Here is a 17,896-nt window from a genome sequence, read left to right as displayed (position 1 = left end):
TAATTGTTGTCATTCGGGTTACGACTAAATCAACAAACCATGACGCGTCGGGTTATGAATCAATCGACGAGTCAATCCGACCGCTCAGCGACGACCGGGTACGCCGTCAATGAAGGTGAGCAAGAAATAGTGCATGAAGTAGCCCTTGCCGACGCTTAAACCTCGACTGTTGTAATCAAGAAGGTTGCGCACTCTCGGCGTGGTCAATTCTCGCTGGTGATAGGATTGAGGGTCCGTGTTGGAAAACGCCTGCGACATCTCGCGGAGTAATTTGAACTCGTACGCCATTTTGGATTCGTCCTTGGTCGCGAAACGCGAAATGAATAAGAATCCGACATCGAGCGCCTCGTCGTGGTCGGTCGTTTCAGGGTTATCGGACAGCACAAACGCGCCGGTGTGATTGAGGTACGGGATATACCACGCATGGCCCTCGTCACATCGTACCGTCACCGTTTTTTGCGTGGGCGTCCAAGCAGGCAGGGGAATCCGATTCGTCTGGCGCATCCACGACGGAAGAACAAACCAGTTTCCCTTGTCGGCGTCTCGTGAGGCGAGAGCTTGCTCCCATTGAGCCAATCCCTGTTGGCGAATGGAAGAATCAGGTTTGTCAGTCGAATAGGTGACAAACGGAATGATCTGGCAACTTGACCGTTGGAGCGTCTCGGTATCGCCTTCGTTTCGCAAGAAGACGTTTTCGATTTTCAACAATCGTTGAAAGGGACCGAGTCGGTCATTCTTGCCAACCTCCACATCTTTGCCTGGGCTTCCTTTTTGGTGTTCTATCTTCGCGTCCTTATCGGGGGACCATTCCACCGCACCGACATCTAAAACGGCTTCGCCATCCCGATCGCCGTCAACGGGCCGAGGCAGAAATCGGGCATCGACCGTCGGTGGATTGAGGCCGATGACGCCGGTATCGATCAGCGAAGATCCCGCAGCCGGCGGCATCGTTTGGACGAAGCCACCGTAGTGTCCCAAACTTGCGAGGCGTAATTTGGATCGAGACGCATCGTCTTTCGTCAAAACCGACGCGGGCAACTCATGTCCGAACTGAGATTCGAAGTGTTCGATGAAATTGGTGCCGCGATAAATCACGAGCGAATCGGACTGATGGAGTTCCAAATCAAACGAGTTCTGGCTCCCATTGTTCGCGATCACGCTGTTTTCAATTTCCATTCGACTTCCCGTCGCCAGTCTAACCGCATAGGAGGGTGCCGATGTGGACGAATGGTTGCCAGAAATCGTTGCGTTTTGAACGATCGTATTGGCAGCTCGACATAACAAAAGCCCAGACACGCCCGCGGCTGAATTATTCGCGATCGTCACATTGGTCAATTCACTTTGGCCGCCGTCTTGCACAATCGCCGCTTCGTATCCGGTATCGTTTCCAAAAAAAGTGGAATTGCGAATCCAGTATTTTCCGCCACGAAACAAACAGGCGGAGCCCATCTCGGCATGGTTGCCTGAGATCATGCAATTGACCATCTCCACTCGACTAGCGTCGCCGACGACGGAGATGCCACCGCCATGTTGCCAAGCTTTGTTGTTCTTCACGATGACATTCCGCAATGTCAATTTGGCGTCGACCGCGTGGATGCCGCCTCCATCACCGGCATCGCCGGCGCGACCTCCCGTCACGACAAGGTTTTCAAAGACAACCGTCGTTTTAGCAGAAACGACAAGGACTTGAGAAAGTCCACCGGCATCCAACGTTATCGGTTCGTCCAAGTCGCTCGCGTCGATCGAGACGTCTTGGTGGATGACGATCGGATTGCCTCCCAAACGTATGGTTTGTCCCGATAGCTTAGCATCGAAGCGGATCGTTTCGCCCGATGATGATCGCTGTAGTACATCGCGGAGTGATCTTGGGCCGTCGTCGTTGACGTTTCGTACCACCAAGAGATCCGATCGTGAAGCGTCGGCGGATGGATCTTGATCCGGCGGTGAGTTTTGAGTCGCTCGATCGAGCATCGACTCGTGTCGGCCATCGACGGTTGTCCGACGAACTTGAACGAGTTTCAGTTCGCCTCGAGTGAGTTCGAACTGCGTCTCGTCCAAGCTAAGATCGTCGTCGGGCTCGCCTTGGATACGGATCTTATATTGCCCCGATCGCAACCAAACCACGCCAGCGGTTGACCCCACGCGGATGACATGGAGTGGTGGCGTGTTCGAATCATCGACGAGCGGTATCACTTCGACCTTCACTTCGATCGACGGATCCGCTTCAATTTTTAAATAGCCGCCTTCGGTTGTTTGCAACCAGATCACTCCCGCGATCGCCATCATCGCGAGGCCGCCGAACAATCCAACTCCTCTTCCGATGCCACGTCGACGAGTTGGATTCAAGTCGTCCGGCGGTGACTGCGAAGCGGCATCGGCTGCATCGTGAGCGCCGGAGCGGAAGTCAACATGACGATCATCCGGTCGGGGTTCGGAAAGACTGTTTCCATAGATCGTCGCATGATCACTTTCCAATTGACTGCGTTGCTTGGCGTCTCCGCACAACCCAACCAACTCTTGTGGGTCGCAAAACGGTTGCAGCAATTCGGCGAATTGTTGCATCGACTGCGGACGCAATTCGGGATCCGTTGACAACGTTCGATCAACGAGTTCGATCAATGGCTGCGGCAATTGAGGACAATGAACGGCGATGGAAGGAGGCCGTTCGCTCATCAAACCTCGCAATCGTTTGGCGGGGGTTTCGTAGCCGGTGCCCGAGAACGGCACCACACCGGCGAGCAATCGATAAAGAGTGGCCCCTAAAGCATAAACGTCTGCAAGATGATTCAGATCACCCAGTTTAGAAGCTTGCTCGGGGGCCATGAATTCCAATGTTCCGATCAATTGTCCTTGATCGGTCAGTTGGGCCGACGCATCCGAATCACTCAAAGATGCGATTCCAAGATCCAGTACTTTCACGATTGGTTGATCGGCGTCATTCATTCCGATCATCAAGTTGGATGGCTTAATATCCCGGTGAATCAGACCATTGGTGTGGGCGTATTGAAGCCCGACGGCGGCTTGGCGAATGATCTCACAAGCCAACGGAGCGGCGAGTTTTTCACGTCTGCGAACGACCTCATCAAGATCAGTGCCATGAATCAATTCCATGATCAAGTATCGGATACCGCCGACCTGGCCGGCATCGAGAGCCCGGACAATGTTCGGGTGTTCCAAACGACCCAAGGCTTTGATCTCGCGGTCGAAACGAGCGTCCGCATTGCCGATGCGCGACGATCGCGAAGCGAGCAACTTCATCGCCACCACTCGCTCGAGACGTCGATGCGTCGCCCGATAAACCACCCCCATTCCGCCACGACCGATCAGACTACCGATCCGATACTCCCCGATCGTTATAGGGCAACGATCCATCGAAGGCGAATGGAAATCGGATAAAACGCTCGCCTCGATTAAGCCGACCAAGCCGGTGTCGCTTCCGGCTGACTGGATCGCCTCATTCAATCGCTTGCCAACGGTTTGGACTTCGCTTTCGAGCACAGCCACGGTACTTTGGCATTGAAGGCAACGATCGATGTCAAGTTCACCGGATTCGGACTCCGCTAGTTGTCGGAGGAGACAAGTTGCTGAGCGAGGCGAACTGCAATCCGACCAGGACTCATCGGTCAACATTATCTTATTCGTCATGGTGAGCCGAGGTCATTACCAACGAATTGCGGTGAAAAAAGTCGATCTGTCGGTTCTTACTGTCCGTCAGTACCTAAATGCCGAAGGGCGTTACGCGAAAACACCAAGAATTCGAGGCTTGCCGGTAAACGCCACCAAATGCACTGCTGGTTCCCAGGCTGGACGGTCTGTTGATTGAATCGTTTAACGGCAAGCCGCAGGCGACAGTGTTTGAAAACGCAGTCGCCTGCGGCTTGCCGTTAAACGAAAGTGCCCAAACGTGCACTCAATCAATACGTCGCAGATCCTGGGAACGAGCGTTTAAGCTGGTGGCGATCAGCGAGAAGCGACACAATTCTAACGCAAAACCAGATCGCACTTTTGAATCGAGCAATTGTTTTTTTGCATCCTGCGGGAAAGCGGAGGAAAAAAATCTATGAACGATCTCGATTGAGAAACCAATCCGCCAGCGCTGCATCGATCGAAGATACTCGTGACTCTGTCGACTCAGACTCTGGCACTTCTACCCAATCAAGCAAGTCAGGCTCGTTCGGCGACAGAGAGCTTGGTCGCTCCAATTCGGACTCCAACCACAGGTCCGCCTCGCTCAGCATCAGGGAATCGGAAAGTGATGCATCCTGCAATCGGCCACGACTTTCAGACGCCGCTTCTGGGCTTAGTGAATGTATAGCGCCAACACCTGTTGTGCTTGCGATGCTCACAAGATCCGTCGAGGCGACTAAAACGGGGGACGCTTGAGGCACTGCGAGGAACGCCGAATCGGAGATCGCGTCGATTGCGGTTCCTACCATCGGCTCAGGCTGCGGCGAAGCCGGTTCTTGACCAAACGGGGCGACGCGGTTGAGCTCGTTGATCACCAGCAACACGTCCAACGCCGTTAGATTCCCGTCACCAGAAGTATCATAGAACTTGAAGAAAGATTCAATAATCTGATCAGGTCGTGGCAACGTGCTATCGGCATCAATGATGAGTTGCTCATTCAGCTCATTGATGGCGATCAATGCATCGAGCGCGCTCAAGAAGCCATCCCCGTTGACATCCATCGCATTGAGCGGATTCGTCCAGCCGGCGATGGTTTCGATTTCAATCGTGATATCTTCCTGAACAAAGCGATGCACGAACGTGTCGCCCTGAACCATCGTTAGTTCAAAGCCCCAGCCGATTCCGGCGTCGATCGTGTCGCCGATTTCCGAGATGACACGCAACGTGTTGTTCTTTGACAAGTTGATAATCTCTGCGGCGTTGACAACCAAACGATTGTCGCCTGTGCCGCGGAGGTCGATCGTTTCGATGCCTTGAAGATCAGCGTCATCAATCGTCGTCAGATCGATACGATTGTCGCTCCCAGTGATGCCCCATCGGACGCCGCCCGCTGCGTCGGTAACGAGATTGCCGGGCAAGTCGGCGGTGGTGGAGTGGAAGACTGATTCTCCCGCGTCGTTCAACAGCGTAATCGAGGTCAATGCCGATTTCGGAGCCGAGAAGATGACGTCCTCACCAATCAACAGACTCGCGTGGGTCGGCGTTCCTTCCACGCTCAGGTTGAGTTCATTAGGCAACTGGACTCGGAGTTCGGTCGGGCCCGATGCAATGGAAACGCGATAATCTTCGACTTCGCCGTCCTCGGCCAGATCGCGTGGCGTGAGTCCGCCGGTCGTGCTGATTCGGAAACGCGCGAATGTTTCGCCGACGTCGGCACCGGCGGGAACCACGAACGGGATCACATTCCTGCCCGCCGAAACCAACAGACTGCTGGTGATCTGCTCTCCGACGTCGTCCCAATCGCCGTCTTGATTGAAGTCGATCCACGCATCGATCCGCCCCGCCTGGGAAGCAAACGCAAACACCGAAGCGATCGTCGGTGACTGCGTGTCGGCGATCATCGGTGTGGCGAAGATGATCCCGTCAGCGTCGTTGAGTTGTGAGTTGTCATCGCCGTCAGCCAACTCGCTGGGGATCCCGTCGGGTTCCCAATCCACCGATGTTCCTAGATACAGCGGACCGCCGACTTTGTGCCAAGCACCCGCGTCGGCTCGTAACGTCGGATACGGTGCGGGCGCATCGCCGAAGTCGCCTCGCGGCCGCAGGACGAGCTGATAGTCCTCGACTTCCCCATCTTCGGCCCTGCCCAACGGTGTCAATCCGCCCACCGTGCTCAGACGGAACCGTGCGAACGTCGATCCGACATTCCCATTGACGGGAATCGTGAACGTCAATTCGTTCAATCCTGCCGCTAACGGAATGCTAACCGCAATCTGTTCGCGGGGATCATCCCAATCACCGTCGATGTTGAAGTCGATCCAGGCATCCAGGTTTCCGGGTTGGGATGCGATCACCGTATAGGTTCCAGTCGTCGGTGCGGTCGGATCGACGATCAAGAATGACGTGAACTCGACCCCGTCTTCGTCGTTGATGCCATTAAGATCGTCGCCGTCAGCATGAGTGCTAGGCACCCCATCGGTATCCGAATCGATTTGCGTTCCCAGGAACAAAGGCGTCCCGGTGCGATGCCAGGCACCTTGCTGACTTCGCAGGGTGGGATAAGGCGAGGGCGCATCGCCAAAATCACCCGGCGGTGGCGGCCCAACGTCACCCGCCTCACGTACTGGAATGGTGATCGTTTTGGTATGACTTAGTTGGGTGAAGGAACTTCCGCCGGTGTACTGCAAATCATACAAAACGGTTTCAAAGGTCTTTGACGCGTCATCGCCAGTGGTTTGGACAAAACCAAAGGCATCAAAAACGCGTCCGTGGCCGGCGAGCCCGGTTGCCACCTCAGTTACTGAGCCAACCGTAACCGTCAGCGTTCCGCCATTGACGTTCGGGTTGTAGTCAATCGACCATGGATAGGTTCCGGCGTTGATTGAGGTAATTGCAGATCCGTTCGTATTCCCGACGCGGAAGCGGTTACCACTCTGGTTGCCCCACGCGATTCCATACGTTTCGTTGTTCCCGTCAAAGTTACTTGTATTAAAGAACCCGAAACGAAAGTTGGTATTGGCGTTCTCGGGATTGTCGAACGTCAACATCCCTGAGGCTGAAAAAGCATCGGTGGCGACATCGAGCGTTTGACCTAAATCGGTGTCCGCGAGATAAGAGGCTGTTGCACGCGACTGGAATCTTCCGCCCACACTTCGTGAATCGATGGCGACGTAGTTGTTGCTTCCCGAAGTGTTGCCGACGCCCGTCCAGCCTCGCAAATCTTCGTGGAAGGTATCCGTGACCGTTAACACAGACGTGTAAGTTCCTGCCGTTTTCGGCACAAATTGCAGGTCCGATGTCTTACTGGTGAAGGCATAAAGTGACTGGATTTCATCGGGATTCAAGGCTCGGTCGTAGATGTAGACTTCGTCCAATTCGCCGGCGAATTGCTGACCTCCGCTCAGGACGTTTCCGACTGTGAAGAAGTTTCCAGATCCCTGGCGATCCGAGGTGCCCGCATAAACGCCATCAATGTAGAAGTCGGTTGTGCCACCTGCTCCGACTGCCGTGACGTGGTGCCAGTGGTCTTCCCAGCCCACCGGATCGGCGTCGAAGCCCGCGTCTCGAAAACTGCCGTCTCCATGGGCAAACATTCCGAAGTCATGCGAGTTCGCTTCAACGATGACCTGATTGCTATCGCTTTCGAGATTGTCCCCACGGAACAACGTGTTCCAACTACTCGACACAACGTAGTCCTTGAACCATGCTGCCGCAGTCCACTCCGATCCGGCTTCGATTCCTGTCGTACCAATCTGCAGCAAGCTGCTCTGCCCGGCGAATAATGCTGCCCCGCCTACGATACCGTCCGGAGCATGGGTGACGCCAGTCACTGTTCCAAGGTGATTGTTGTTACCGGATGAATCGAGAGCGAAATCAATCGTGCTGTCGAATGAGTACATGGCGATTGCGCCCGCCGGTACTAAATGCGGTACTTCCAGGATGCTCCACTGATACTCACGCGTCACCGATTGATTGGTCCCGCGGAGTCCGCCAGACGGAGCGAGCAGGCTCGAATCGCTTGACGAGAGCTTCACGGCACTCCCCACTGCTGGGTTTGGGTCCGACAACGTGATCACGGCGACCGGGTCGACGTGGAAAACCTGCGACCTCGTTGCTTGGCCACCATCGGAATCGGTCACGGTCAGATTGACGGTGTAGATTCCCGCAAATTGTGGCGTGAAGTCAAACTCCATTTCATCCGATGCCGAGATCGATTGTCCATTGTTGCTATTGACTTCCCAAAGATAGGTGAACGAATCGTTCGTTCCAGGATCCGTTGCATCACGAGCGTCGAGTGAGATCTTTCTTCCAACGCGGTACGGACCGGACTCGGTGGCATTCAGATCGCCAATCGTCGGAACGAGATTGACGACCGTGATTGATGTCATCGTTTTATCAATGCCGCCATCACCATCATTAGCGGTGACGGTTAGCGTGTAAGTACCGTCGTCGACAAAGGTGAATGACTGATCGAGCGCTGCGGGCGTGAGGTTCGTCCAAACGGGTTCGAAACCGGCGACGGTGCCTCCTTCGGCTGGCGTGGTTGCGGTCGAGAACAAGTTGGTCGGAACTTGTCCTGGAAGAATCTGTGCGAACACGGTCTCACCAGGCCGACCGTTACCATCGTCGGCTAACAATGTGATCGCGACATCGCGCAAACGATCTTGGCAACAGCTATCGTTGCGCTGGTGGATGCGAATGCTACCGATTTCATGGCTGGCCCCCAGATCGATGATCACGAAGTTGCCAACGCCATTACTGGACCAAGTATTCGCGCCGCTCGTCTCACCTGCATCGATCAAGAACGGATCATCCGTCGCACCATGCGGTTGCGAGAACCCGCTGATCGCTCCCTTGGCAAAGACCGACGCGCCGTTGGGGATGAATGCTAGATCGATGGTCTCGTTGAATAGCAGATTGCCTGGTGTCGCTCCAGGCGCGAAGACTTCGACTTCGCCGATATCCATGCGGCGTGTGGCCGTGCCGAGGTTCGTGACGCGAACGAACCTCGCGTAGTTCGCCGCGAGCGGGTCAATGCCAAACGTCGCGTCGCGTCCGTAGCGGCTGTGATCGCGAGCCACGGTGCCGGTCCCTTCGTTGAACGGCCAATACCCCAACAGGTCAGGCGACTTGGAATCGAACGTGCTAGTCCGCACCGCCGCGATCTCCGTTGCCGTCAGCGCCCGATTCCAGATGTTCAATTCATCCAACGAACCGACCAGCGATCGATCACCGACAACGCTATTGTGCGTTTGGCCGACCACCAACTGGCCCTGGCCGATCTTCAGCGATCGTTGTTCCGCAGCCAATGCCTTCGTTCCCTGCGACACACCGTCGAGGAACAGTTCCGCTTGACGCGTTTCCAAATTCCGCACCACGGCGATGTGGCGATAAACGTTGTCCGCCACCGTGGGAATAGCCCAGCTAACCGTCTGTCCCTGAATCACCAGTCGCAGCGTCGTGTTATTGAGCAGTTCGATTCGGTACTCGTCCAGTTCTGCGGAATTGCCGCCGCTGACCAACACCTGTTGCCCTGTTTTGCTGGTTCGCAGCCAAAACGCCGTCGTGACGTTGGACGCGCCATCGAGCACACCCGCATCAAGCCGCAAACGATCGTTGTCAAAGGTCAATGCTCGCGACAGCAGATCCGTTACGGCTCCATCAGGAGCGGTGATCGAGACCTGCAATGATTCCGTGTTCAAATCCAAACCGGGATCCCTGACGATCAGATCGCCGATGGAAACGCCATCGACCAGGAACGTTTGCTGCTGCGTTCGATTGATCGGAGGCGTATCGGCTGACCAGGATGCTCCACCATTGACTTGGCCGGGGAACGTTCCGGTTTGATCCGCAGCAACGTTGCCGGTTCCCTCGCTAAAGTTCCAGGCAGCGACCAGATTGTCTTCTGTACCCAATACGCTCGCGTTCATTCGGCGCTGTATGTCGGACTGGGAAAGGGCGGCGTCCCAGAACCGCACGTCGTCGATGTTGCCTATGAAGCCCAGTCCACCGCCGTTGCCCCGGCCAACCGTAAAAGGCCGAGTAGTGGTCATCGGCAAGTATCTGGCATTCGTTTTCTCGGCGACCAACTCTCCATTGATGTAAAAACGTTTGATTCCCGTCAGTGTGCCGTTCACATCGGGACCACTGGTGGCCTCGAACGTTCCCGCCACATGCGTCCATTCGTTCAGGACGATCGCAGGACCCGTCGCGACGTCCCACGTTGGTGCCCCCGGCAATCCATCAATCCCGGTCCAAAACTGCCAGCGGTTGTTGGTGCCAGCGTAGATGTTGAAGCCGACTTCCGAGCCACGCGACATTACCAGGGTGCGCCATTCACCGACTTTACCAGTCACCTTGGCCCAGGCTTCAAAGGTAAAGCTCGGCGGATTGAGCGTTGGACTAAACGGCACATCCACTCGTGCGTTCACCCCATCAAACACCAGCGATTGCGGGCCTCGCAGACTGATCGTCTGGCCTTCGTTGATTCCTATCTGCGGAGTCGCTTGTGAGTAGGTCGCACCGCCAAGTACTTGACCAGGGAATCGACCCGTGCGATCCGTCGCCACATTTCCGGTGCCTTCGTCGAGCGACCAAGCAGCGACCAAGTTGGATTCGCCACCGGTGACATCCGATCCGAGACGACTTTGGATTTCTGCCGCGTCGAGCGCGGTATCCCACAGCCGTATCTTGTCGATATTGCCGTGGAAATCTCCTCCACCGCCGGCGCCTCGTCCGATGACGAAGTCTCGTGTGCTGGTGGATTGAGGTCGGTAACGTCCCGTCGTGCGTTCTGCCGCCAGCGTTCCGTCGACAAACATCCGCATGGTTCCTGGAAACACGCCCGCTGCATCGGCGGCTCCCGTCGCTTCGAATGTAACCGCGACATGAGTCCACTGATCGATAACAGGGATGGGCCCTCGCAGTCCGCTTCCGAATGATTCATCTCGTGTCACAAAGAATAATTCGTCAGTCCCATCGACGCTCAGGAAGAATCCACCCGACCCAACTAACTCCGTACTCACGAGCGTTCGAAGCTGTCCCTCATCACCAGTGATTTTGATCCAAGCTTCGAAGGTGAACTCGGCCGGATTCAGTGCTGGGTCAAAGGGTACGACGATTCGATTGAAATCCGACCCGTCGCGTCCGTCAAACAGAACCGAACGAGGACCGCCGATTTCGAAGTCTTGCAATTCACGGATCGACCGCGAGAAGTCTGGCAATTGCGTGATCGTCGGTGCGAGGTTGCGAATCACGATCGGGAATGACTGCCCCGAAGCGCTTGCGATCACAATGCCGTCATCCGTCGCAGCAAACGCAATCGGTCCGGCAGAACCGCTGGCCGTGACAGCTCCGGTCACGGACCACGCTCCGCTCGCAATCGGAATGGAAACCGTATCGCCTTCGTCGACGACCAAATTCGTTCCCGCAGGCATCACCGCACCCGGCAGTGTCAGGAATTCCAGATTCGGCAAGGCCGCCAGCGTTTCCAGAGTCGATGGAGCCAGCGGATCAACGCCCGTTCCGTCCAAACGCAATTCACGCAGCGAAGTCAAGTTTGCGAGCGACGAGATGTCGGTGATCCCAGCTTGACCAGTTAAATTCAGTGATTCCAAACTACGCATCCCGGCAATCTCACCGGCAAATGCCCCACTGGTCAATCGACGTGGGATCAATGTCGCAAGGTCATTGGAGCCCAGCAGGTTCGCCGGCGAGGCTTGCGACAGGTCGAGCGATTGCAGATTGACAAGATGTTCGATCCCCGACAAATCCGTGATTGCCTCGTTGGCTGCGATCAGCGTCGTTAACGATCCCAGTTCGCTTGTGCGAATGACGTCGTGAGTCACCGGAGAAACGTCTTCCAGTGTGAAGGCGTTTAAAATCGGGTTTCGATCGCCACTTCCAGTACCAACCAGTTCGACGTCGAGCGTGGTGTCTGTCGCAACAAACGAATGCGTCAGGACAACGCCGCGATTGCGGACGCTGACTCCTCCCTGAAGTCCTGCCACATGCACGGCCGCAGCGACAACTTGCCCTTCGACCAGCACGTCGAACAAGCGGTTCCCGGTCGACGCTTCAGCAAGTAGCAGTTGCAACTTGTAATGTTTCCCGGGGACAAGATCAGCCAGGCTGACGCGCACGGTATTGGCGAAAAAGGACCAACGAATCGAACGCATCGCGACTTCGAGTCGGTCATCGTTTGTCGAGTTGCCATAGTTCAACCCCGTGACCCAGTCCAGAATCGTATTCTGAGCCGTGACTTGCACTCCAGGCACCGTGTCAGTCGTGAAGTTGGCATCACCGATCGCACCGACCGCTGGCCCCAACACGTTCACGGCGTGGACGAACTTCCCTTGCAGGTCAATGCCTTCGCCTGGATCGCCACCCGTGAAAGTTGAGATCACTGTTCCTGGAACATACGGACTCAAATGAGTCACCGGATTACCGAGGGCCGTATGCAGCGATGCATTCAGTCGATGGTCGGGTACGGTGACCACCGGATCAATCGCCATAACTGTGTTGCCGGCTAACGCTTCACTTACCGCTACCTCGCCCAATGCCGGATCGGCCACATCGCGATCGCGAACTTCCGTCGGTTCAGCGGTGATGGTATCGGCACCGCTGCCGCCAAAGATGGTATCCAGATCATGGTTGCCAAAGATGACGTCGTCGCCGTCGCCACCGTCGAGTCGATCGCGATCCGGATGCGTTGACGTCTCGTGCGTTTGGCCGCGAATCGGTGCGGCAAATTCGACGCGGAAGGGGCTCAGTAACGCTTCGTCGATCGAATCGTAGAACCGAACGGCTGCAATCTCGCCCCTGAAATTGCCATAGTCGGTCAGCAAGAAGCCAGCTCCATGATTGCCGTTGATGCGACCAATCCCCGCCCCGTCACCGCTATCCCAAAGAGTCAGTCCGGTCGAATCAACCGGATCACCGATAGGGATACCATTGACAAACATTTGCAGTTGGTTTTCTGCCTTGTTCCACACAGTCAACACATGGGTAAAATCGCTCAGTTCCGTCAGCACGTCACTGCGCAGTTCAAAACGATTATCGCCTTGGGTCTGGGTTACGAACTGTACTTGATAACCTCCGCTAGCTTCCGCGATGTTAATGGATGTGCCGATTCCGAAACCACCGGTTTCGAACAGGACTTCGTTTCCAGTCAGGTCGCTCGGACGAAACACAATCTCCCACGCTGCGGATTGGCCCCGTGAATCAGGTACCAGATCGCGTCCAAACGACAACGCAGTCCCGCCATCTGTGCCGTCGAATGAATACGCATTGTTGATCCCCTGAGGATTGTTCAGCCCCGTCGTCAGTGTCACGCCGTTGCCGAAAGTAATGTTTCCGGGGGACGTCACTGATTCCCAGATATTCGTGTTATCGTCCTGAGCGTTCGCCGCATCGAAATCCAGAGCGGGGGTTGCCGCATCGGCGCGAGTCACTCGCAGGTAGTAAGTTCCCGCTTCGAGTGTCCGCAAGTCGAAGACCCGCTGTCCAACCAGCATCACCTCGCCATCGGCATCGATCAGATCGGCCTGCACACCCTTGTCCAGGCGAATCGTGTTGCCACCCTTTCCATCACCCAGCGTCGTGAACTGAAACCAACGTTCTTTCGCCAATATTTCAAACGGATCACCACCATCGTCAAAGATTTCCGCACGTCCCGTGCCTCGATCCACCACAAACGAACCGCTGCCGGCAACGGAGAAGTTCTCCAGAACGTCGAACCGTGTCGGTAGCAGCCTTCGCTGTCTCGATCCGTAAATCAAATAGGTGCGTCCTTGGAAATCGGTGCGGGCCGCTGCGACCGCTGGAACTGCACTGACACCGATTGATAGGTCGGCTACGCGATCACCATTTAGATCAAGATTCGGGAGCGCAGACACGGTCAATGGCCCGTTGGCGGTCAGTTCGCCCACCGCCAACCGGAGTTCTGTCCCGCCGATGATGTCCGGGTCGATTGCAGTCGAGAGTGTCGCGGTAAACCTGATCTGATTCTCCGCGGTGCTGACTGTGACGTAGGAAGCGAGTGGAGTTGCTTCGATTGCGGCTTGCAGCTTGCCGACAATCGTCGCCGCCGTGTCGGACGCAACAGCCGTGATCTCGATAAACACCTCTCTGTCGATGGTATGAGGAATGAACTCATTGGTTGTTCCGACAGCCGTTTGCGAAACCGCGACCCCTTGCAACTTAACTCCAAATCCGACGGTTCCGCCAACCACCGTCTGCGAGATCGTCTTACCGGTCGTTGTCACGGTTAGAGTTTGAGGAATCATCGCGTCCACCAGTGCCACGATTTCCTCCTCGAATCCGAGTGTTGGTGTCACCGGTACGTCATGCAATCGCACCCGGACACCATCACTGACGTCCTTGGATTGCAGTGAATCGAAACCCGAGTAGACATAGACCGACTGGGATGACGCGTCCGCAACAACGACTTCCGATCGTCCGTTTGCATTGAAGTCGCCCGCAGTCACCGTGATTCGCGATGTTTCCGCAAAGCCGCGAATCGCGGTCGTAAGCACCGGCGTTTCGATCGTCGCGCCAAGAATAACCAACTTGGATCCGGTGGAACCCGTTTTCGTGACGGTGACGCTTTGTAACTGCCGCGAAGGGTCCACATCGAATCGATGCCCGAATACGGCTGGATCGTTAGTGTTGGAATATAAGTTACCTGAAAAACGATCCATGCCATCAATGAGAGGATAGCGAACGGCATCTCCATTGACACCGACATTTAGGTTGCTGAACCAGTCCGATACGGTGGTTTGCCGCACCACAGATCCATCGGCATAGTTGAGCGTGACGTTCATCCCACTCCCACCGTCCGCCGACGTCCCGAATAGGTGCAACACATTGGCACCAATCGTGGGAACAGCGAACGTGAACGCATTTTCTTGCCCTTGCAACAGAACAGAGTTCAAGCCATCGGAATCGTTGCGATAACCTAGTTGAATGTTCGGATGGTGGTCATTGGCAAGGAAAAATCCGTCATCGGGTAGCCCATTTCCGGTCACGCTATTGGAGAACTTCGCAAAGCTGTTGGTAATCAACCGGGCGCTAGAGGGTGAATTGTCGATAGCGGAGTCTGTCACATCCGTTGCACCGAATGAATGATTACGAATCGTGTCCGCATTGAACACCGAACTGAAGTCCAGATGGACGACATTGCTAATCGCACTGAGTTCTGCCGCGCCTCGAACCACTTCAATCGCATCACCGGCGCGTATCGCAAAATCATCGTATCCGTCTGAATTGATGTCGCCCAACCGAAATGCTTTGTTTGCATCGCGACCTTCTGGAGCTTGATTGAATTCAATCAAGTTGGCTGGTTCCACTTCCTGAAGTCCTCCTGGAATAATCACGATTCCAGTGCCATGCGAGACGGCGATTTCCTCGTTATCGTCGCCGTCGATGTCACCAATCACCTGCCAAGCCAGTTCCGTATCGCCCGGCAAGCCGAGTGCGTTGGCATGAAGTTCCATGACAGTTTGCGACGTACGTACTGTGCCGTCTTGTCGAGTCGACAACCCATTGGCGATGTCATTCCCAGAGATGACGTAGGCGAATCGATCCTCACGCAACGGGAAGAACTGAAGACCGTCGCGGATAAACGCGGTCTGGCTATCGCCCTGTATGAATAATGGTGCCGTCGAAACTTTTTGCTCCGATCCGCGCACTAACGTGACGCGGGCACCGTCATATCGCCAGACGGCATTGTCACGTACGAACAGCAGCGTGCCGTTGGCGGAACGCAAGCTCGACGCACCCAGAATCGGGTTGCCAGCTTGGTCCAAAATCTTGCTAGCCCCCGTTTGCGGCGAATACCGCCACAAACTTTCGCCTTCAGGCCCGCCGGTAGCGGTAAAGTAGAAGACATTATCTACCGCAACCAATCCCCTGGGTGCGGAACCGACTGGCCCGGCCAATAAATCGACCGGCGTGATTGCCGGTGTTTGCGGCTGGCCGTTACTTGCCAGCGGTTGCAGGTTGGAAATGAAAAACAGTTCTGATCCAATGTTCGTGTTTCCGTCATACGAAAGCAGGATTCCATCCGCGGAGGCAGCCGCAAAGGGATAAGCCGACGTGAATAAATTGACAAAGACCGAGCCAGGTGTGCTCGTCCGGTCGATCATCTTGCCGAAATGCTGTTCCAGATCGACGACCCGCTCGGCACCCTGATTGTCGACCAGATGCAGCCACGCGCGCTGGCTCAAGTTGCTTGAGTCGAGGCTCGTGTACATAAACAACGAACTCTCCGTATTCGCCGTACTGCTCAGTACGGCTCGCCGATTCGCCGCCGATTGCCTAGTGACTGCGGCATTGGTGCCGTCGAGTTTATAGACAGCACGAGTTCCAGTGCATACGTTCGTCAGATTGTTGCAACTCTGAGCGTGATCGAAGTACAAATCCTCGATGTTACTGTTAGGGCGTGGAATGGCAGCGATGCTATTGATGAGGGTTCGTCCAGCACCGCCGATGTTAGTAACCTTGGTTGCCGTCGCCGTTTGCGTGGCCGAGTTGACGGTGACTTTATAGATTTCAGATTTCGCCGCAGGGTCTGCGAATGATGCCTTATCCAAGGCCATGAAATGAAGCACGCCATTGAGACTAACAGGCCGGCCTAAGGAAGGAATCTGTGGAGGCAGGCCCGCGATCAATTGAGCCCGGCCATTTCCGTTGATCCAGAACATTTCTGTTACATGGTTCGGGTCGCGGCTGTATAAGAATACCTCGCCACCGGCGATCACAGCATTAGTCCCGTAGGTTGACGGACCGAAAAAGAAATCGTTCTGGGATGCCCCGAATGTGCCCTCCGAGGACGGAGAACTAATCAACAGGTCCGCCCGATCGTCGCCATCCTGATTGAGCACTTCAATCTTGACGTCAAAGGGATTGAGTTGAGCCTCATTGAACACGATCGTCTTGCTGTTATCGCTATTGAGTGTTCCTGTTGCGAAGCCTATATCCCAATTCCTCGGCCAGGGAGTAGCATCAGTTGCAAACTCACCACCCAAGACAATCGTCACCTGCGTAGTGCGATCGACCCTTTTATGGAATACAAGGTCGACGATGCCGTCGCCGTCAATATCGCCAAAGCTATTCGCCGGGACTCCCAACGCCGCATGCTGAACGACGATGTTGGCTGCGTGCGTGGTCAACTCCAAATCGCTTACCGAGTACGGCCCAAAGATGATGTAACTGGCGACCGCGCCGGTGAGGATAAAATCGTCATGGCCATCTGCGTTGAAATCGCCGATATTTGTGATTGCGGATAACGGGCCAGGTTGTTCGCTCAACACGCCAAACGCTTGGTCATTAATGGGCTGGGTGATGTCCGAGTTCAAATCGATTCCGCCGCGCGGGACTTCAGTCGGCAACGTCGGTGTCGCCAAGGAATAGGAGTACAGTTCAGCGGCAAATTGACCTTGAACAAACCCGGCCGGTAAGGATGTCACTGCGGGATAGGCCGTCTTGACGGCATCGCCGGTCGGTGTATGTCCGAAGATGGTATCACTGCCACCGCCACCTTGAATGTTATCATTGCCGAGTTGGCCAACGATGTAATCATTCCCAGGGCCGCCAATGATTGTGTCGTCGAGCACGGTGCCGAAGGCGAAGTCGTTGCCGGAACCCAGATCAATCGTCAAAGCTGCTTCGCTGGCACCCTGTTCAAAGTCACCGAGATCGATACCCCATTCTTCAAACAGATCCGCCTGCCCAGTTAGTACTGGTGATAATGCGGCGTCGGGACCGAGTTGATGGCTGGCGAGGAGCTGATCTGCACTCAATGCGGCGGCATAAATGCGGAATTCGTTGTACGAGGCGTCTGCAGTCTCGTCGTTGGAAAATTTAGAACGCCCCAGCCAGTTATTGATGGGCGTGAGCTGTGAAAGCTTATTCGCCGTGTCAAAAGTGCCGACCTGAATGCCATCCTGATAGACGACAACTCGCGTGTCCCCAGCGGCCCCGCCACCTTCGTCGATCGAAATGGCCAAGTGGACTTCCTTTCCGTTCTCGACAACATAGGAGGTGCCGGTCGACTTTCGTTCCCCGTCTAGCCATTCGGTTTGGTTGGCGTTTCCATTCGTTGCCGCCGACCAGGTTGCTATCAGATATTCATTGGTTGCCGCGCCAAAATCAAGGATTCGACTCCAGTTGCGGATACTTTCACGTGTTGCCCAGATCTCAAAGGTGGCATCGGTGAGTCCATCCAAAATCGTGTCGGGCAATTCGATGTAGTCCGACGTGGAGCGGG

Annotated in this window: 2 protein-coding genes (1 of these 2 only partly in view); both read right to left on the bottom strand. The window is 55.4% G+C overall.

The features are described from left to right. Positions 1 to 84: 84 nt before the first annotated feature. Positions 85 to 3,645 (bottom strand): protein kinase domain-containing protein, encoded by a 3,561-nt coding sequence (locus Pla100_RS13615; RefSeq protein WP_146578260.1) that lies wholly within the window; start codon positions 3,643 to 3,645, stop codon positions 85 to 87. Positions 3,646 to 4,058: 413 nt separating this feature from the next. After that, positions 4,059 to 17,896, bottom strand: the 3' portion of a protein-coding gene (locus Pla100_RS13610; RefSeq protein WP_197167921.1) for a LamG-like jellyroll fold domain-containing protein. The gene runs 16,198 nt beyond the window's last position; 13,838 of the gene's 30,036 nt are visible here — the last part of the coding sequence; its start codon lies off the right edge, out of view — the gene reads right to left on this strand; the stop codon is at positions 4,059 to 4,061.

Source organism: Neorhodopirellula pilleata, assembly GCF_007859915.1.
Classification (GTDB): domain Bacteria; phylum Planctomycetota; class Planctomycetia; order Pirellulales; family Pirellulaceae; genus Rhodopirellula; species Rhodopirellula pilleata.
The sequence above is the reverse complement of the archived record's forward strand: the minus strand, read 5'-3'. Positions and strand labels throughout refer to the sequence as shown.